Genomic DNA, 20,253 nt, shown 5'->3' with positions numbered 1-20,253 from the left:
TTGTCGCGAAGTGTTTTTATGCAAGGCACTTCAACTTGATCCAATGCTGTCATTGGTGGTGTGGATTCTCAAGCGTGAGGTAAGAGCATTTGGTGGATGCCTTGGCATGTACAGGCGATGAAGGACGTGGCACGCTGCGATAAGCGTGGGGGAGCCGTGAGCAGGCTTTGATCCCGCGATTTCCGAATGGGGGAACCCACCTTCACCATTTCTTTTTAAACTTGCTTCGGCAAGGTTAGAGAGAGGTGGATTAGGTATTACCAGAGTGAATACATAGCTTTGGTGAAGCAAACCCGGAGAACTGAAACATCTCAGTACCCGGAGGAAAAGACATCAACCGAGATTCCGTTAGTAGTGGCGAGCGAACGCGGACCAGGCCAGTGCCTTTTTATAATTTAGCAGAAGTTTCTGGAAAGGAACGCCATAGTGGGTGACAGCCCCGTATGCGAAAATGATTGAAAAGGACTTGAGTAGGGCGGAACACGTGAAATTCTGTCTGAACATGGGGGGACCACCCTCCAAGCCTAAATACTCGTACATGACCGATAGCGAACAAGTACCGTGAGGGAAAGGTGAAAAGCACCCCGATGAGGGGAGTGAAATAGTACCTGAAACCGAATGCTTACAAGCAGTTGGAGCCCCATATGGGGTGACAGCGTACCTCTTGCATAATGGGTCAGTGACTTAATCTAACATGCAAGCTTAAGCCGTTAGGTGTAGGCGCAGCGAAAGCGAGTCTGAATAGGGCGATGGAGTATGTTGGATTAGACCCGAAACCCGGCGATCTAGGCATGACCAGGTTGAAGGTGCGGTAACACGCACTGGAGGACCGAACCGTTTAATGTTGAAAAATTATCGGATGAGTTGTGTTTAGGGGTGAAAGGCCAATCAAGCCGGGAAATAGCTGGTTCTCCGCGAAAACTATTGAGGTAGTGCCTCGGACGTTTTCCTATGGGGGTAGAGCACTGGATGGGCTAGGGGGTCGCGAGATCTACCAAACCTAACCAAACTCCGAATACCATAGAGACAAGTCCGGGAGACAGACGGCGGGTGCTAAGGTCCGTCGTCAAAAGGGAAACAGCCCTAACCTACAGCTAAGGTCCCCAAGTCATATCTAAGTGGGAAAGCATGTGGGAATCCCAAAACAACCAGGAGGTTGGCTTAGAAGCAGCCATCCTTTAAAGAAAGCGTAACAGCTCACTGGTCTAAATAAGGGTTCCTGCGGCGAAGATGTAACGGGGCTAAAGATATGCACCGAAGCTTAGGGTTGCAGTTTACTGCAGCGGTAGCGGAGCGTTCCGTAAGTGGTTGAAGCGATCTGGTAACGGGTCGTGGACATATCGGAAGTGCGAATGCTGACATGAGTAGCGATAAACAGTGTGAGATGCACTGTCGCCGAAAGACCAAGGGTTCCTGCTTAAAGCTAATCTGAGCAGGGTAAGCCGGCCCCTAAGACGAGCCCGAAGGGGGTAGTCGATGGGAACCACGTTAATATTCGTGGGCCTGAAGAGATGTGACGGTTTGCGTAAGTTGTTCGATCTTATTGGATTGATCGGGCCGCGAAGCAGATCCAGGAAATAGCCTCTTCTTATAGACCGTACCCGAAACCGACACAGGTGGTCAGGTAGAGTATACCAAGGCGCTTGAGAGAAGTATTCTGAAGGAACTCGGCAAATTACATCCGTAACTTCGGGAAATGGATGCCCTGTCAGAAGGCAACTTTTGGCAGGGGGCACAAGCCAGGGGGTAGCGACTGTTTAGCAAAAACACAGGGCTCTGCTAAGTCGGCTTCAAGACGACGTATAGGGCCTGACGCCTGCCCGGTGCTCGAAGGTTAAGAGGAGGAGTGCAAGCTCTGAATTGAAGCCCGAGTAAACGGCGGCCGTAACTATAACGGTCCTAAGGTAGCGAAATTCCTTGTCGGGTAAGTTCCGACCTGCACGAATGGCGTAACGACTTCCCCACTGTCTCCAGAATATGCTCAGCGAAATTGAATTCTCCGTGAAGATGCGGAGTACCCGCGGTTAGACGGAAAGACCCCGTGCACCTTTACTGCAGCTTCAGAGTGGCATTAGGAAAGAATTGTGTAGAATAGGTGGGAGGCTTTGAAACTTGGGCGCCAGTCCGAGTGGAGCCATAATGTGAAATACCACCCTATTGTTTTCTGATGTCTAACCTCGAACCGTGAAACCGGTTCAGGGACCCTCTGTGGCGGGTAGTTTGACTGGGGCGGTCGCCTCCTAAAGAGTAACGGAGGCGCGCGATGGTTGGCTCAGGACGGTTGGAAACCGTCTGTTAGAGTGCAATGGCATAAGCCAGCCTGACTGCGAGACCGACAGGTCGAGCAGAGACGAAAGTCGGTCATAGTGATCCGGTGGTCCCTCGTGGAAGGGCCATCGCTCAACGGATAAAAGGTACGCCGGGGATAACAGGCTGATGATTCCCAAGAGCTCATATCGACGGAATCGTTTGGCACCTCGATGTCGGCTCATCACATCCTGGGGCTGGAGCAGGTCCCAAGGGTTTGGCTGTTCGCCAATTAAAGTGGTACGTGAGCTGGGTTCAGAACGTCGCGAGACAGTTTGGTCCCTATCTGCCGTGGGCGTCGATAATTGAGAGGAGTTGCCCCTAGTACGAGAGGACCGGGGTGAACATACCTCTGGTGTACCTGTCATCACGCCAGTGGTGCAGCAGGGTAGCTATGTATGGACGGGATAACCGCTGAAAGCATCTAAGCGGGAAGCCTCCCTCAAGATAAGTTATCATAGAGTCGTGGAAGACTACCACGTTGATAGGCCGGGTGTGGAAGCGCAGTAATGCGTGTAGCTAACCGGTCCTAATTACTCTTTTCGCGCTTGTAGAATCCCACCATCAATGACAGTTTTGGATAACAAAACTCTTTGCGATGCGGATGATAATGCAGCCGGATACGCCCGAATATGTTGCAAAATACATATTCATCAAATGATATATCGATTAAAGAAACATGCACCTGCTTCATTGCTTGGTGACCATAGCATCTGTGACCCACCCGATCCCATCTCGAACTCGGCCGTGAAACCGGATAGCGCCGATGGTACTACCGCTTAAGCGTTGGAAGAGTAGGTCGTCGCCAGGCATTGTAGCCGGTGCGTGTATAAGTTCACCTTTGAGTTGAAATTTAACCCATTTACATTTTCAAATCTGGTCAGATATTTCGATATCTGATGAGGCAATATCCGCCGATCGGGCAACTGGTCAGGCGGATTTTTTGTCTCTATACCAGACACGCCGTGATATGATATGCACGGCATAGTGGTGACGCGGGATGGAGCAGTCCGGTAGCTCGTCAGGCTCATAACCTGAAGGTCGTAGGTTCAAATCCTACTCCCGCAACCATAATTTCAACCGCTTGCTCAGTGGACTGGCGCTTTTTTTATATTTGTTATTGAATGTTACTTTCTGAAAAATGTAAGCCTTATAGGCATTATGAATGCACCTGAGATTATAACAGGCCCTCTTTCTATATCACCTATAGGCACATTTGATTCTCATTCAGCCATAGAGCATCCGCCTTAAATAATGTGTTGTAGGTTATACTATGGTTTGGATCTAATAACTGCGGTGCAAGTATAGAAATTATGCCAGCGCGATCTTATTAGCAGGCATATGATTTGCTACACTCACCATGGCAAGAGCTGCCAAAACCCAAGCTATGCTGGCAAATAGCATCGTCCAGACGGGGTCATCCGGAAATAACCATAGCATCAATTGTCCCATGAGCGTGGCTACAAGCAATTGCGGCACGACAATAAATATATTGAATAACCCCATATAGACACCAAGCTTGGCTTGAGGCAGATTGCTGGCCAAAATAGCATAAGGCATGGAGAGAATACTGGCCCAAGCAATGCCAATACCAACTTCAGCCACGATCAGTGCATGTGGATTGTGAATAATGGTAAACATCAAGAAACCGGCTGCACCTAATATTAGGCAGACAATATGCGTTATGACTTGGCCGAAACGGCGCACCAGAAATGGCAACAAAGTGAGTGCGGCAATTGCAGCGACGCCATTATATACAGTGAATAACAGGTTCACCCAATTCGCACCGTCATTATAAGCAATGCTGCTCGTATCCGTTGAACCGAAAACATATTGTGTTACAACAGGCGTTGTGTTGATCCACATAATAAACAATGCTGACCAACTAAAAAACTGGACGAGCGCCAAGCGCTTCATAATTGGAGGCATGCCTGCAAAGTCCCCGACCAAGTTTGTCAACATATCAGAAGTTTTGTCGCGGCGAGCACGAGCAATTGCGATGCCAGATAATATGCCATAGCCGACCAGTAAGCCTGCTAATAAATACATCTCCTTCTCAAGCCCCCAAAAATATACCAAAATGGTGAGGCAAGCGCCGATAGATATCCAAAAAAAGCCTGACCATAGGGATGTGTTTGCTAATTGTATTCCAGTGTTATCATTGCTCCTTGAAATTTGTTGTGTCTCAAAGGCGCGCAACTGTTCAGCGTCATATTCACGCGTCGTTACCACCGTCCAGAGTACAGCTGATAACAGGGCTGACGCGCCGAACCAAAAGCTATATTTCACTGTGTCCGGTATAGCGCCACCGACCGCGATATTCGCAACGCCTAAGGCTTCTAGAGCAAAAGGGAAAATGGACCCGATAACAGCTCCGACTCCGATAAATGCGGTTTGTACGGCATATCCTGCACTATGCTGATCTGTCCGCAGCATATCACCTACAAATGCACGAAACGGCTCCATGGAAATATTCAGAGAAGCATCCAGCACCCATAGCATCGCGGCAGCCAGCAACAAAGGTGCACCCAGTGATGGCGATAATGGCATAATAAAAAGCGAGAGGCTGGCAAAAATAGCACCTGTAAGAAAATAAGGCTTTCGTCGGCCCAGCCGGTTCCATGTTTTATCGGACAGATAGCCAATAATCGGTTGAACAATCAGACCCGTTAGAGGTGCAGCTATCCACAAAACAGGCAAGTCGTCCATATTTGCGCCAAGTGTTTGAAAAACTCGGCTCATATTAGAGTTTTGCAGCGCAAAGCCGATCTGAATTCCGAAAAATCCGAAGCTAATATTCCATAAGCCCCAAAAACCCTGACGTGGCTTTTCGCGTGCCGTCATCGCTGTCTCCTATACGCGCAGATTATCCTTCTGCTGCGAGCATGTGATGCTGACAGCATTCACCAAAAGCAGCAATATGTATACGAATGTATGATGCTAGGCCGCAGTTGATGAACGGCCTGTACTGCTGCCACGGATCTTTAGCTTTGCGGGAAATTTGCGCCGTGTGATTGCATCATTCTCGATGGAAGCTTGCAAGGCATCGAGGAGGGCAACGCCTCCCGACATCAAATCTTGGCTAATTGTTGTGAGCGGAGGATTGGTATGACTTGCTGCTGGCAGATCATCAAAACCGACCAGAGCAATATCATCCGGTATTGTTAGTCCAGCTTCAGCAAGGGCGCGTTGCACGCCCAGTGCAATCAAGTCACTCGCCGCAAAGACAGCATCAAAGTCGCGTGTGCGGTTAAGCAAGACTTTGGTCGCTCGATAACCGTCTTCTTCGCTTGTCAAAGCATTGATTACCAGATCGGGATTTGCATCAATATTGGCATTTGCAAGCGCAGAGCATAACCCTGCATAACGGTCAGCAAACTCTGGATAGCACTCATCCGCCTCTCCAATAAATGCAATTTTATGACGCCCGGCGGATATAAGATGATTGCCCACTATTTCGCCGGCACCAAAATTATCAGACCCCACAGTAGAACCAATATTATCTGCACGAACAGAACCCCAGCGAACGAAATGTGTCCCCTGGCTGGTTAGCTGACGCAGTTTTTTTTCATATTCGGTATAGTCACCATAGCCGAGCAGAATAAGACCATCGGCTCGGTGGCTATCTTGATAACGTACATGCCAGTCATCCTCCATTTTTTGGAAAGAAATGATAAGATCAAGGCCTCTATTGGCGCATTCTCTGGTGATGGACCCCAGCATCGAAAGAAAAAACGGATTGATATTGGAATTGTCTGACGTCGAATCCTCGAAGAAAAGCAAGGCAATGGTGTTTGATCGTTGTGACCTCAAAGAAGATGCATTTTTGTCTACTGTGTAACTAAGCTCTGCGGCAATTTTTTCGATCTTGGAGCGAGTTTTCGCACTAACTGATCGGTCACCGCGCAAAGCTCGGCTAACGGTAGGTTGTGAGACTCCTGCCAGATATGCGATATCAAAACTGGTTGGTCTGCCGGTTGGCTTTCGACCCAAATTCACTCTCCCAAATCAATTATTCCAAACTATCATAGCCGATTTGATTTTGGCAAACTTTCGCCTTCTATAGACAGAAAAATCACAGCATCATCTAATAGGTTCATACCTAACGTATACGTATACGGTCTTCCACAAAACCAATTTCCGCCCTTATGCATAGGGTTAAGACGACCGGCATGGTGCCAATGGTCTGGGGGCGACAAGACGTTGCAGCTATTCGCTAAGCGACGCGCAGATTGCCAGAAGGAGAGAGTAATATGATGGGTTTTCGTATTCGCACACAACTCGTCGGCAGCGTTAGTTTGGCTGCCTTTTCGACAACATTGGCGTGTATTGCCTTCCCACAAGCGGCACTTGCTCAAGATAACGCTGCTCAAAATGCGGAAGATCAAGCAGATACAAATCTGACCAGTGAAGATGAGAATGTCATCATTGTGACCGGTTTCCGAGGTTCCGTCGCAAACGCTATCAGCGAAAAGCGGGATTTGCCGTTCATTGCTGATGTCGTTTCAGCTGATGACATTGCAGGTTTGCCGGATACTTCTATTGCCGAATCATTGGCACGCCTTCCTGGCGTCACCTCGCAAAGAACTGGGGGTCAAGCGAGCGCAATTAACATTCGCGGATTGTCACAGGATCTTGTGTCCGCGTCTTTGAACGGCCGTGAGCAAGTAGCGACAAGTGGCGACCGTGTGATTGAATTCAATCAATACCCGTCCGAACTTATCCGTCAGGCGGCAGTCTACAAAACGCCTGTTGCGTCCATTATCGCTGGTGGCATCGCAGGGCGCGTAGAACTGGAAACTGTACGACCACTCGACAATAGTGATGATTTTGTGGGTGCCATCAACATTCGCGGCCTTTATAATGATCATGCTGGCCAAAGCACAGATGTTGGCGAGTTTGGATATCGCATATCCGGTTCTATTCAGGCCAAGCTGGCTGACGATACGCTAGGCCTAGCTTTGGGTTATGCAAGACTGTTTCAACCCAATGTTGCGACACGTTTTGTCCAGTTTGATTTCCCTCTTCCTGGAAATAACGGTTCGCCTGCTGGAGAAGATTTTGATGGTAATGGTATCGATGATCGTCGTTCCTTTGGTAATGAACTGATCCAATTTGGTGGCCGTGAAGAACGCGATGGTCTGATCGGCGTTATACAATATGAGCCAGTGCCTGAATTACGCGTACTGATTGACGGTTATTATTCTAGGCTTGAATCTGACGTCTTCCGCCGGGGTATTCGCGTGTTCAGCTCGCAAAGCGGTGATACAGTAATCACAAACCCTGTGGTTGTGAATGATGCCATTACAGGTGGGACATTCACAAACCAGCTGGGCGCTAATGGATTCGGTTTTTCACTCGGTACAGAGTTGGTAAACCAAGACGAAGGTCGCTCCGATGAGTTATTCACCTTGGGTGGCAATATCGCTTATGACTTTAGTGATCGCTTTACTGCAGCGCTTGATCTGAGTTTTTCACGCGGCGAGAGTTTTTTTAACAATAGCGGTATCAATTTGCGACCGTTCACTACTGACCCGGCTGGAGCGCTTGTAAGGGCCGATCAGGTTCCTGGTTTGCTCTCCACAACTTTCCAGACCAATGGGCTATCACTGCCAGTGATATCGGCGATTTCTGGTGACTTCACCAATACACAAACCGAATTTCTGCTTGATGGTCAATTTCTGGTCCCGCAAGAGGACACGGATGAGTTGTTTGCCGTAGCAGTCGACTTTGATCTGGATCTGGGAGGGGGATTTTTCAAATCCTTTGAATTTGGTGCGCGCTATGCCCAACGCGATGCTGAGCGCATCATTACGTCATTTGATACATTTAATATTCCTGGAGCGCCTTTTGTCGTGCCAAGTGATTTGGTCAGTATAGGTGGCTTTAGTGGTGCGTTCGCAGCCAATGGATTTCCTGATTTTGCCGCTGTCGATATAGGCGCCACATTTGATGCTGTCTTCGGCCCTGATGGCGGAACAAGTCGTCCTACGGGGCAGGATGTGTTTTCCTTCACACAGGACCAAAGTTTCACGATCGATGAGGATGTCCTGTCGGGATATCTCCAGTTTAACATTGATACGATTGCCGGCGGCCTTCCATTACAAGGCAATATTGGTGTCAGGTTTGTATATACTGATCAGGAGTCAGGTTCGACGGTTGCGATACCGGGCGGGAATGCTTTGACTGATCGTGTGCCGGTTAGCGCAGGCGACAGTTATCTTGACATTTTGCCGTCTGTTAACCTCATTCTCAACCTGTCAGATAATGATGTTCTGCGCTTATCTGCGACGCGGCAGATTTCACGCCCAAGCCTGTTTGATTTGCGTGGAGCAATTGGTGCTAGTGTCGGTAATGATGGTGTTCCTTCAGGAGGTGGCGGCAATCCGCTGCTGCGCCCATTCCGTGCCAATCAGTTTGACATCAGCTATGAACATTATATCGGCAGTGACGGGATTTTGGCGGTCGCAGCTTTCTATAAAGACCTGGAAACCTTCATCGTTGGCGGCGTTGTGCCTGATTTCAACTTTGCTGATGCAGGCTTTGCACTGGTACCACCAACAACCAATGTTGCAGTTCAGGATTCAGGCCCACTTTTTGCACCGGTTAATGGCGATGGTGGCTTTGTATGGGGGGTTGAATTCAACCTGACATATAGTTTCGCTAATATCCTGCCTGCGCCGCTTGATGGCCTGGGTGTTATTTTGAACTATTCTTATTCTGAAAGTGATTTGGATTTTCCTAGCGCAACCAGCGGAGAAAATCTGAATCTGCCCCTTCCTGGACTTTCAGAAAGTGTCGCTAATCCAACTGTCTATTACGAAAAAAGTGGTTTTGGGGCACGCGTAGGAATGCGTTACCGGACAAGTTTTGTGGCACCGCAAATTGGCATTTCAGAGCTTATTGTGACCAACGCTTCTGAAACTGTATTTGACGCTCAAGTCTCTTATGATTTCCCTGAAGATAGCTTTCTTGGAGGTTTGAAAATTCTGGCTCAGGCCAATAATTTTACTGACGAGCCCACACGCAGTTTCTTTGGGCAAAGAGCGCAAACGGGGACCTTGCAATTCTTCGGCCGCACATTTTTCTTAGGTGCGACCTACTCGTTCTGATCCTAATGTCAAGAGATTGAATCGTAGTGATTGAACCGAGTGGGAATGGGGCGATAAGTCATTAAGTTGTTACGGTCTCACCAACTCGGTTCATTTTGAAGGAGGTGCATTTGTCTCGCTTACGCTCACATTATCGGCAGATATTTGCAGCGCTTATGACTGCGTCTTTCATTGCGGCGTCTCCATATGCTGGCAGAGCGCAGCAAGACGTTGCGGTGAGTGCTGATGATAATGATGTTCCGGCTATAAGTGGCTTTCGGAGCCGAGCGCCATCAGAAGACGTAATCTACTTCGTGCTCCCTGATCGGTTTGAAAATGGAGACGCAACCAATGATTTGGGTGGGATAAGCGGGGATTCTCTGAAAACTGGATTTGATCCTGCACATCAGGGGTTTTTCCATGGTGGCGATCTTGCCGGGCTGACCAATAGGCTGGATTATCTGGAAAGGCTTGGAGTTACGGCAATATGGTTCGCGCCGATTTTTCAGAATAAACCTGTTCAAGGCCCTAAGGGGAATGAAAGTGCCGGCTATCACGGATATTGGGTGACAGACTTCACAAGACCCGATCCGCATTTTGGCACGCGTGCAGAGTTTAAAGCCTTTGTGGAAGCGGCTCATGCGCGCGGTATGAAAGTCTATATGGACATCATAACTAACCATACGGCTGATGTTATACGTTATGTAGAGGGTGATCAGGCCAAATATCGTTATCGCAGTCGTGGCGATTTCCCTTATTCCCGAAAGCTGGGCCTTGATGGCAGGGAGATTAATCCCGGTTTCCGCGGCGACACTATTCGCGATACAGAAAATTTCTCACGCTTGGTTGATCCTAGTTATGCTTACACACCCGTGGTTCCTGAAGCAGAACGCAATGTTAAGGCGCCGGCTTGGTTGAATAATCCGCTATATTATCACAATCGCGGCGATACGACATTTACTGGCGAGAGTAGCCGTTTTGGCGACTTTGCCGGTCTTGATGACCTGTTCACAGAACATCCTGATGTCGTGAAAGGTATGATTGAAATCTATGCCGGCTGGATACGCGATTTTGCCATAGACGGGTTTCGCGTTGACACTGCGCGCCATGTGAATCCTGAATTCTGGCAAGAGTTCGTGCCCGCTATGCTCAAGGTAGCGGATGAGAATGGAATTCCTAATTTTTATATTTTTGGAGAAGTGTTCAGAGACGATCACGACAATGGTTATATTGCGCAATATACCAGACGTGATGGCTTTCCTGCAGTTTTGGATTTTGCCTTTCAACAGGCTGTTCGTGACGTCATAGGTCAAGCTAAGGGCACATTCATTCTTAATGAGCTGTTTGATGGGGATGTTCTGTATGAAGGTGGCGCAAAGGCGGCACTCAACCTTCCTACCTTTCTTGGCAACCATGATATGGGCCGGTTTTCGACCCTTATAAAGCAGGATATTCCGGGCATCGCCTCAGAAGAACTGCTTGGCCGTGTGAAGCTCGGTTATGCGATGTTGATGCTCTTAAGAGGAGCACCGGTCATCTATTATGGGGATGAGCAAGGCTTTGTTGGCGATGGCAATGATCAGGCTGCACGCGAAGACATGTTCGCGAGCCTCACTGCCAACTATAATGACAATCAGCTGATCGGCACGGATGCGACCACGGCGCAGAGCAATTTCAACACTGTACATCCATTATACCGGCTGATTGGGGAATTAGCAGAACTGCGCAGGACACACCCAATTCTGGCAACAGGTCAGCAAATTGTACGGCATTACTCGCAAAAAGCAGGAATTTTCGCAGTCTCTCGATTTGACCCAGATAGCGGTCAACAATATCTGATTGCTTTCAATACCGATACGCAGCCGCAATCCGCGAATATAGCGCTTGATTATGACGCTGTTTCGCTGACTGCACTTCATGGTCGTTGCCCCGCCAAAGTTACTGCTCCTGGAAGCGCATCTGTTTCTTTACCTGGATTAGGTTGGTCGGTTTGCTTGGTTGAGGAGAGATCTTTGTGAACCAACATATCTCGTTGGAAGACACATCCAAGCTAACCAAGTCTGACATTTGGTGGCATGGTGCGGCTATTTATCAAATTTATCCCAGAAGTTTTCAGGATAGCAATAGCGATGGTGTTGGTGACCTGCCCGGCATTACAAGAAGAATGGGTTATATCGCTTCGCTGGGCGTCGATGCGATTTGGATTAGTCCATTTTTCACTAGTCCGATGAAAGACTTTGGCTATGACGTTGCCGATTATTGTGACGTCGATCCTATTTTTGGCAGCCTGACTGATTTTGACGCTCTTATTGCAGAAGCGCGAAGATATGGGCTCAAAGTCCTTATTGATCAGGTATATTCTCATACATCTGATCAACACGCCTGGTTTGCCGAAAGCAGAAGTAGCCGTGATAATGCAAAAGCAGATTGGTTCGTTTGGGCAGATGCCAAGCCGGATGGGTCTCCGCCGTCAAATTGGCAAAGTGTTTTTGGCGGGCCAGCCTGGACATGGGATGCGCGGCGCAGTCAATATTATTTGCATAATTTTCTCAGCTGCCAGCCTCAATTGAACGGGCACAATCCTGATGTGCAAGATGCTTTGTTAGGCGTTGCACAATTCTGGCTTGATCGCGGTGTCGATGGCTTTCGCCTTGATGCTCTTAACTTTGCGATGCACGATCCCCAATTGCGTGACAATCCAGCAGCACCTCCCAGCAATAAACAGAGGAGCCGTCCGTTTGATTTCCAGAAAAGCATCTATAATCAATCTCACCCCGACATAGCTGGGTTTGTGTCGCGCATTCGAGAGCTTACCGACCGCTATGATACGATTTTCACTGTGGCAGAAGTGGGTGGAGATGAAGCTGAAACGGAGATGAAGGTCTTTACTGAAGGCGATCAACGCCTGAATTCGGCTTATGGTTTCAATTTCTTATATGCCGACCATTTGACCCCACAACTGGTTTGCAGTGCTTTGGCTGAATGGCCTGATGAGCCCGGCACCGGCTGGCCTAGCTGGGCATTTGAAAACCATGATGCTCCGCGTGCGGCCTCGCGTTGGTGGTCGGAGCAGGATCGTATGAAGGCCAGCCGCCTTAAAGCAGCCTTGTTGGTTTGCTTGAGGGGCAATATCATTATCTATAATGGTGAAGAACTGGCCCTTACTCAGGTCGAAATTCCCTTTGATATGCTGCATGATCCCGAAGCCAGAACCAATTGGCCTCTCACTTTGTCTAGAGATGGTGCGCGAACGCCTATCCCATGGGCGAGCCATGAACGGCATTGTGGTTTTACCGATGTTGAGCCATGGCTTCCTTTAGGTGAGGATCACCCAGAATTGGCCGTCGACAAGCAAGAAAATGATCCTCAGTCTTTTCTTCATCACATGCGTGAGATGCTTGGCCTTAGACGCTCTCATTCTGCGTTGCGGCATGGCGCGCTCAGTCGATCAGAGGCGAACGGGAATCTCTTAATTCTGGAGCGCACCATGCGCGATGAAACTATATTATGTGTTTTCAACCTTGGCAGGGAAGCTGTGTGCCATGGTCAATCTGCTGACATCGGTGAAATGATCCTGAGCGTCAACGGTGCTGATGTTGAGACCCTTCCACCATTTGGCGCAGGAATTTTCAAAAAATGAGAATCTATATCTGGATCGCATTGATCATCAGCTTCGTGACAGCCGTGACTCATTCTGCAAAGGCACAAGAAATAGTTCACTCTCCAAATGGTGAGATTGCCGTTACTATTGCCGTGGATGGTGAGGGGCGGCCTTATTATGCGATAGAGTTTCAAGGTGATGATCTGATCTTGCCCAGTCGATTGGGTTTCTTGCTTGCAGATCAAGATAAGTTGGAGCGCAGGCTGTCAATTATATCGGCCTCCCGCTCCAGTAATGATACGACTTGGGAGCAGCCCTGGGGTCAGCGCCAATTTGTGCGTGATCATCATAATCAGCTTATGGTCCGTTTTGAGGAAGCGACCGATGAAAAACGGCAATTTTCCGTTCTGTTCCGTGTTTTTGATGACGGCGTTGGGTTCCGCTATCTGTTTGATAGTCGAAGCGTTGGCGATGAATTAAAAATCGCTGATGAGCTGACCGAATTTAATGTGGCGCAAGAGGGTACTGCATGGTGGATCCCTGGTGGTGAGTGGAACCGCTATGAATATCTTTATGAAGAGACGCCCATTGGCGCTGTTTCATTAGCGCACACGCCTTTGACATTTCGTTTGCAGAGCGGAACACACCTAGCAATCCACGAAGCGGCATTGGTCGATTTTGCTGGCATGTGGGTTAAACGGACGACCGGCACAAATTTCCGTGCCACTCTCGCTCCAACCGGGGCAAGTGCCGCAAGGGCCGCGCGTACAGTGCCATTTGCTACACCATGGCGCACTTTACGCATCTCCAAAAATGCGGCTGGCCTGGCGATGAGCGATATCGATTTGAATTTGAATGAACCTAATAAGCTGGGCGATGTAAGTTGGTTCAAACCGCATAAATATGTCGGCATCTGGTGGTCGCTCCATTTGGATGAAGAAAGCTGGGGTTCGGGTCCAAAACATGGTGCGACGACCGAAAATACCAAGCGCTATATTGATTTTGCTGCCGAGCATGGCTTTGAAGGTGTGTTGGTTGAAGGGTGGAATATTGGATGGGATGGCAATTGGTATTTTAATGGCAGCCTGTTCAGTTTTACTCAGAGCTATCCGGATTATGATTTTGCTGAGCTGGCACGCTACGCCCGACAAAAAGGTGTGCCAATAATCGGGCATCATGAAACGTCCGGCGATGTCGGAAATTATGAAGCGCAATTACAAGATGCTCTGGATTTGATGGCGACTAACGGCGTCAAGACCATCAAAACCGGTTATGTTACAGACGCTTGCAATTTGCGCTATGTGCATGCTGATGGGCGCGAGACGCGCGAATGTACTGAAAGCCAAGTGATGACGCGGCATCATTTGCATGTGGTAAGGGAAGCAGCGAAGCGCAAAATTGCGATTAACCCGCATGAGCCTGTGAAAGATACGGGTTTGCGCCGCACTTATCCCAATTGGGTCAGCCGGGAAGGCGCACGCGGCATGGAATTCAATGCATGGGGCAATCCGCCTAATGGACCAAGCGAAGTCCCCATCATGCTATTTACGCGCATGTTATCAGGGCCAATGGATTATACACCCGGGATATTGAGTCTGGAAGGACGTGGTCAGCCTTTGCAAATGACACAGGCGCGCGCTCTTGCGGAATATGTAGCAATTTACTCACCTATTCAGATGGTCGCCGACCTGCCCGAACATTATGCCGAATATCCGGAGGCGTTTCAATTTATCAAAGACGTGCCGGTGGATTGGGCACAGAGCATCGTGTTGGACGCTGCAATTGGTGATTATGCCATTATTGCGCGCAAAGATCGCAACAGTGATGCATGGTATCTGGGCGGGATAGCTAATGAGGATGGTTATGATGCTGCGGTAGAGCTTAAATTTCTTGATCGGAACCGCGCATATATCGCTCGTATATATCGCGATGGTCCTGACGCTCATTTTGAGGGCGATGCACGCTTTGATGTGAAGATCGAGGAACGACGCGTCACTGGGGCTGATACGCTCAAGTTGAAAATTGCTCCGGGCGGTGGGTTCGCGGTGCAGGTAAAGCCGGTTCAATAACCTGATAGGCACCAGATATGTTTTTGCTGTCTCGCGCAACCGATAAATTTGCCAGCTACGCGGCTTTGCTTTTCCTCTTTTTGCGTAATCTTGGTAGCAGGAAGAGATATATGCCTGTCCCCCACATTATAAATAATAAGATACCTGCTGGCAGGAAGACATAGAGCTTAACACCATCGGCGAAATAGGAGCCATCATGTAGGCTTTCTATCCAGTCTGATCGGCGATAGGCTGTGCTGAGAATCTTGGCGGTCTTGGTATCTATCTGGATTTCCCAACCTGATTTGGCCTGAATTTTTGCGATGCCTTTGCCCGGGCGAATATCAATGCGGTCAATGTCTGACCATTGGGTGATATGCGCTTTCGGTTCTGTCTGTACGGCGGTCAGTATCTGTTGATAGCTTATTTCGGGGATCTGCTGCTCAGCCACACCGCGATATGTTGGCGGCTGTATCCAATCGATCTCCTTCTTCAACATCAGCACGATGCCGGCCAGAAACATAATGCCTGCGGGTAACAACACAGCGAGTGACAGCCAATAATGTATCTGGCGCATTAGGCGTTTGAGATTCACTTCATCAATCCTTGAAGAGCATCACAAGCGCAGTGCTTGCTGCTAGAATATTTCACTCTCGCGGCCAATATCAGGGTATTTTGCCACCCGGCACATAGGGCGCGCCTGCAGCAATCAATGCCTGTTCAAAGGCAGGAATTCTCTGCTCTACCAACTGTGTCAAACGCTCACGAATAGTTGCAAATTCTGACTGGGCAAATCCGAATTGCTGGCGGTGTGTGTCGGTCGGGCCATAGGTTGAAGCGCCAAGGCCAGTCAGAATGATTCCCAAACGGCTGCGCACCGTTGGCTGAGTGCGTTCCCACAATGCGTTGCGAGCTGGATTGCCATTCAGCATTGCATTGAGAATATTGAGCTCATCGCGGATTGTCTGCCATTGATTGTCCAGCGCTACAGGGTCACCGCCTTGGGCGCGTTCTGCAGCTATTGCCAATAGGCCGGCCTTCTTGTCCAGCTCGCTTAAAATGCTAGCTGCGGCGGTCACAGACCGGTCAAATGCCGCTATGTCAGCCCAGAATTGCGCAGCATCTTCTTGCGGAGGCAAAGCGCCATCGCGCAGTCGCTCAACTGTAAAGGGCTGAGGGCCAACAAGCTGAGTTGTTTGTCCACGCACACGCTTAGACAGTGAAACCGTATACTGGCCGGGAGAAACCAAGAAGCCTGTCGGTTCATCGCCATCTTCCCGGGGCGGAGCAGCAATACTGCTATCGGGAAAACGCAAATCCCAATTTACGCGGTGAAACCCTTTTTTCGCTGGGCCTTTTAGGCGCCGGACCACATTGCCATCCGCATCACGCACGGTCAGCATGACGGTGGGGCCAGTTTCCTGTAGCTCGCTAGTAATCGCGGCAAAGCCCGGGAACGGTGTGTCCTTCCCCTGTTCATTAAGCGGCTTTTCCCTTTTCTGGCGGCTTTCTTTCAATGAATTGATATCATCACCCAGATAATAGGTGAAATTGGCACCAAAAGCCGGGTTGGGCGCACGGAAAAAGCCGTGCCCTTGCGAACCTCCTTCGGAAAAGGCCAATGGATGCTGTTCAATATACCATAATGCTTTTCGGCCAGGGAACAGCATAGCTTCTTGGTTCAGGCTTGCCTCGCTCAAGCTACGCAGCGGGGCGATATCATCAACAATGAAGAATCCGCGACCAAAGCTGGCGGCGACCAAATCATCCTCACGGCGCTGTATAGTGACATCGCGGAAGGAAATAGTGGGCGCATCGCCTGTCATCTTCACCCATTTGCGCCCACCATCGAGCGTGAAAAACAGGCCAAATTCGGTTGCGCTAAACAACAGATTTGGGTTTTTGTGATCCTGCACAATGCGCCATGTGATATGGCGGTCCGGAATATCGGCGGCAATGCTGGTCCAGCTGCGGCCACGATCTGTGCTCTTCAGCAGATAGGGTTTATAATCGCCATATTTGTGATTATCGAGCGCGATATAGACCGTATTTTCATTAAACAAATCTGCCCTGATATCATTGACAAAAGCCGTGGCGGGTACGCCGGGCAGAGAGCCAACCTCCACTTTGCGCCAGCTTGCGCCGCCATTTTCAGTGATCTGGATAAGGCCATCATCAGTGCCAGCATAAAGAATATCCGGATTGAGCGGCGATTCGCCCAATGAGGTAATGGTGTTATATTGCGACATAGCGCGCAAATCCCATCCAGCATCCCAGCTCCATTTGCGGCCTTGCACCGGCAATTGCAAACGGTCCTGATTGCGCGTTAGGTCGCCGGAAATGGCTGTCCAGCTATCCCCGCGATTATTCGAGCGCCAAACCCGTTGAGAAGCGAAATATAGGCGCGTTGGTTGGTGCTGGCTGACAAATATAGGGGCATCCCAATTCCAGCGTTCAATGGGGTCGCCCGGAGCGGCTTGCGGCTGAATATGCACCACCTCACCCGTAATTCGGTCAACACGGGCAAGGTTGCCCTGCTGCCATTCGGCATACATGATATTGGGGTTGCCCGGTTCTATGGCCGATTGATGCCCATCTGCAAACAGGGTGATAAACCAATCTGAATTGCGGATACCGTGGCGATTATCGGTGCGTGACGGGCCACCTTGCGAATTATTATCCTGCGTGCCGCCATAGACAAAGTAAAATGGCTCCGCATCATCGACAGCGACTTTGTAGAATTGTGTTACCGGCAGATTGTTGATGAAGCGCCAGGTCTTTGTGTTGTCATAGCTTTCGTACAGACCGCCGTCTGATCCGAACAGAATATAATCCGGGTCATCAGGGCGGAAGGCAATAGCGTGATCGTCAACATGTTTATACTCATTGTTGAGGTCACTCCATGTCGCGCCGCCATCGTTGGATATTTGCGTGGTGTTGGACACCATATAGATACGGTCAAAGGCGTGCGGGCTGGCATAAAGTTCCTGGTAATAATGGGGGCCGGTACCAGCTCCGACTGTATCTGACATTTTTTCCCAGCTTGCGCCGCGATTGGTCGATTTCCAAACGCCGCCAGTGCGCCGGTCTTCCTCAATGGCGGCATAGACCACATCAGGTCGCATGGGGGAGACAGCAAGGCCGATCTTGCCCATATTGCCCTGTGGCAGACCAGCGGTCAGTTCACTCCATGTCGCGCCGCCATCCTCTGATTTCCAAAGCCCGCTTTCCGGTCCACCGCCCACATAGGTAGCGACGGTGCGCTGGTGCTGCCACATGGCGGCATAAAACCTGTCAGGGTTGCGCGGATCAATAATAAGGTCGGTCGCACCAGTATAGGGGCCGGATGACAGGGTATTTTCCCAAGTCTTTCCGCCATCGGTGGTTTTGAAGATGCCGCGTTGACCGCCTGCAGACCAGAGCGGGCCTTGCGAAGCGACCCAGACAGTGTTGGGATCATCAGGGTGGACAATGATCTTGGAGATATGTTCCGATGCCTCCAAACCCATTTTGGTCCAGCTCTTGCCGCCATCATTGGATTTGTAGATGCCATCGCCATAGCCAATATGCCGCCCGCCATTATTCTCCCCCGTGCCGACCCAGATTGTGCTGGGGTCAGACGGGTCTAGCCCTAGCGCGCCGATAGAATAGGAGCCTTGACCGTCAAATAATGACACCCAAGTGGTGCCCGCATTTTGCGTCTTCCAAACGCCGCCGGAACCCACCGCAACATACCAGGTTGCAGGGTCATCCTGAACAATGGCGATGTCGGCAATCCGGCCAGACATGAAAGCAGGCCCGATATTGCGTAGCTTAAAGGCGTCGAAAGTCGGGCTGGAGAGCGGGGGTTGGTCCTCTGCCTCAGATGATGTTTGGGATGATTGAGCGGATGAATGTGACGGAATCAAGCTGCCAATAGAGATGGTCAACGCACACCAAATGAAGAAACTTGTTACCCGCATGTTCGCCCCTTTTCCGATATTCAGGGCATCAGGCTAGCATAATCGCTCTATTTGCAAAGGGGGTAAATCGGCCGCAAGAATAATTGTAACGTAACGTATGAAGGTGGTCGGCAAGGAGCGCTATTCGCTGCCCCCTATTTCAGATCGCTTTGCTCAATGGCGTCTGAACCAGAGGGGAGGGAGAAAAACATGCCATCCTCTCCAACAATGATCTCTCCAGAAAACTTGTCCGGTGCGCCTGCAAGGAATGCCGGGTAGAGATAGCTGTTGGGCAAAGGCGGGATGAGATGGCTAAGAACCAATGTCTGCACCCCTGCGGCTTGAGCAGACTCAGCCGCATCTTCTGGTGAAGCGTGATATTCCAATATGTCTTGCGTGATGGTCACAAAGTTCGCCATTTCGCGCTTCTTCGCTATCGCCGTCATCTGTTCGACCATTTGCGTGGCCAGCGCTTCATGAATGAGCAGGTCCGCGCCTTTGGCTGCGCGTTCCAATGATGCCGATTTCGCTGTGTCCCCGCTGATCACTATTGAACGCCCTTTATAATCGAAACGATATCCAACTGCAGGATCTACTGGGTCATGATCTACTTTAAAGGCTGTAATTTTTAACCCGTCCCGCTCCAGCACTATTTGTGTTTCACCGTTCATAGAGAAAGGGCGCGCTTCTCCGCCGCCGCCGGAAGTGGGTGCGACCTTTTCACCATGATGGGCGGTGCGATAGATTTTGTCTGTGGCATAGGCTGCGTTAAAGCCATCAACCACGGCTTCAACGCCTTGCGGGCCATGGATGGGCAGCGGGCGTGTTGCCCCGCTTTGTGTCCAGTGGAACAGCATCAGCGGGCCCAGTCCATCAATATGGTCAGAATGGAAATGGGTCAGCAGAACCCCTGTCACGCGACTGGCCGGTATACCCATCAAATTGATGTTACGCCCGCCGCCTTCACCAATATCAACGACAAAAACCTGCTCGCCCGCAATGACGATATTGCACGGGCCAGCACGATCAGGATTGGGCAGTGGTGAACCTGTGCCGCATAACCCGACATGCAGACTATCGTCCAGATCGCTTACTATATCGCGGCCCATCTGTTCTACGGCGCGGTCAAAAATCATGGTGCCAATCTGTTTTTGAAAGATAAAGATACTCGCCATTGCGCACAGCAAGATGGCGCCCAGAACCAACCAGATTTTACCTCTTCTGTTGGGTTTTCCCGCTGATTTTTTTGTGTCCGCCATTTTCCT

General features: G+C 49.9%; 9 protein-coding genes, 1 tRNA gene and 2 rRNA genes. 7 read left to right on the top strand and 5 right to left on the bottom strand.

The genetic code is table 11. The features are described 5' to 3' along the window. Nucleotides 1–69 precede the first annotated feature (69 nt). The 3 genes from ACR9YC_RS12415 (at nt 70) to ACR9YC_RS12405 (ending at nt 3,378) form a co-directional block, all read left to right on the top strand. A 23S ribosomal RNA gene (locus ACR9YC_RS12415) occupies nt 70–2,860 on the top strand. 143 nt (nt 2,861–3,003) lie between these two features. Next, nucleotides 3,004–3,118: ribosomal RNA gene (gene rrf / locus ACR9YC_RS12410) — 5S ribosomal RNA — on the top strand. Between the two features lie 183 nt (nt 3,119–3,301). After that, nucleotides 3,302–3,378 (top strand) — tRNA-Met (locus tag ACR9YC_RS12405). Between the two features lie 240 nt (nt 3,379–3,618). Here the strand turns inward: ACR9YC_RS12405 and ACR9YC_RS12400 are convergent. Together ACR9YC_RS12400 and ACR9YC_RS12395 are read right to left on the bottom strand one after the other, a co-directional pair. Next, nucleotides 3,619–5,151: an MFS transporter gene (locus ACR9YC_RS12400; RefSeq protein ID WP_438728115.1), complete on the bottom strand. Its 1,533-nt coding sequence runs from the start codon at nt 5,149–5,151 to the stop codon at nt 3,619–3,621. Nucleotides 5,152–5,247: 96 nt separating this feature from the next. Beyond that, a complete protein-coding gene (locus ACR9YC_RS12395) occupies nt 5,248–6,300 on the bottom strand; it encodes a LacI family DNA-binding transcriptional regulator (RefSeq protein WP_438728113.1) in 1,053 nt (350 codons plus the stop codon). 260 nt (nt 6,301–6,560) lie between these two features. On the opposite strand from ACR9YC_RS12395, the gene ACR9YC_RS12390 reads away from it, so the two are divergent. From ACR9YC_RS12390 to ACR9YC_RS12375, 4 genes are all read left to right on the top strand, one after another. Next, nucleotides 6,561–9,419, top strand: a complete 2,859-nt coding sequence (locus tag ACR9YC_RS12390) for a TonB-dependent receptor (RefSeq protein WP_438728111.1) — start codon at nt 6,561–6,563, stop codon at nt 9,417–9,419. 155 nt (nt 9,420–9,574) lie between these two features. Continuing rightward, nucleotides 9,575–11,416 (top strand): alpha-amylase family glycosyl hydrolase, encoded by a 1,842-nt coding sequence (locus ACR9YC_RS12385; protein ID WP_438728109.1) that lies wholly within the window; start codon nt 9,575–9,577, stop codon nt 11,414–11,416. Beyond that, a complete protein-coding gene (locus tag ACR9YC_RS12380) occupies nt 11,413–13,038 on the top strand; it encodes an alpha-glucosidase (protein ID WP_438728106.1) in 1,626 nt (541 codons plus the stop codon). Before ACR9YC_RS12385 ends, ACR9YC_RS12380 begins: the two co-directional genes overlap by 4 nt. After that, a complete protein-coding gene (locus tag ACR9YC_RS12375; protein ID WP_438728104.1) occupies nt 13,035–15,068 on the top strand; it encodes a glycoside hydrolase family 97 protein in 2,034 nt (677 codons plus the stop codon). Before ACR9YC_RS12380 ends, ACR9YC_RS12375 begins: the two co-directional genes overlap by 4 nt. A gap of 55 nt (nt 15,069–15,123) precedes the next feature. Here the strand turns inward: ACR9YC_RS12375 and ACR9YC_RS12370 are convergent, their stop codons facing one another. From ACR9YC_RS12370 to ACR9YC_RS12360, 3 genes are all read right to left on the bottom strand, one after another. Continuing rightward, a complete protein-coding gene (locus ACR9YC_RS12370; RefSeq protein ID WP_438728102.1) occupies nt 15,124–15,642 on the bottom strand; it encodes a PepSY domain-containing protein in 519 nt (172 codons plus the stop codon). Between the two features lie 70 nt (nt 15,643–15,712). Continuing rightward, entirely contained in the window at nt 15,713–19,009 is a 3,297-nt protein-coding gene (locus tag ACR9YC_RS12365; RefSeq protein ID WP_438728099.1) for a VPS10 domain-containing protein, read from the bottom strand. 134 nt (nt 19,010–19,143) lie between these two features. After that, nucleotides 19,144–20,247, bottom strand: a complete 1,104-nt coding sequence (locus tag ACR9YC_RS12360; protein WP_438728096.1) for an MBL fold metallo-hydrolase — start codon at nt 20,245–20,247, stop codon at nt 19,144–19,146. Between the last annotated feature and the right edge of the window lie 6 nt (nt 20,248–20,253).

The organism is Parasphingorhabdus sp. DH2-15 (assembly GCF_051668705.1).
Classification (GTDB): domain Bacteria; phylum Pseudomonadota; class Alphaproteobacteria; order Sphingomonadales; family Sphingomonadaceae; genus Alterisphingorhabdus.
The sequence above is the reverse complement of the archived record's forward strand: the minus strand, read 5'-3'. Positions and strand labels throughout refer to the sequence as shown.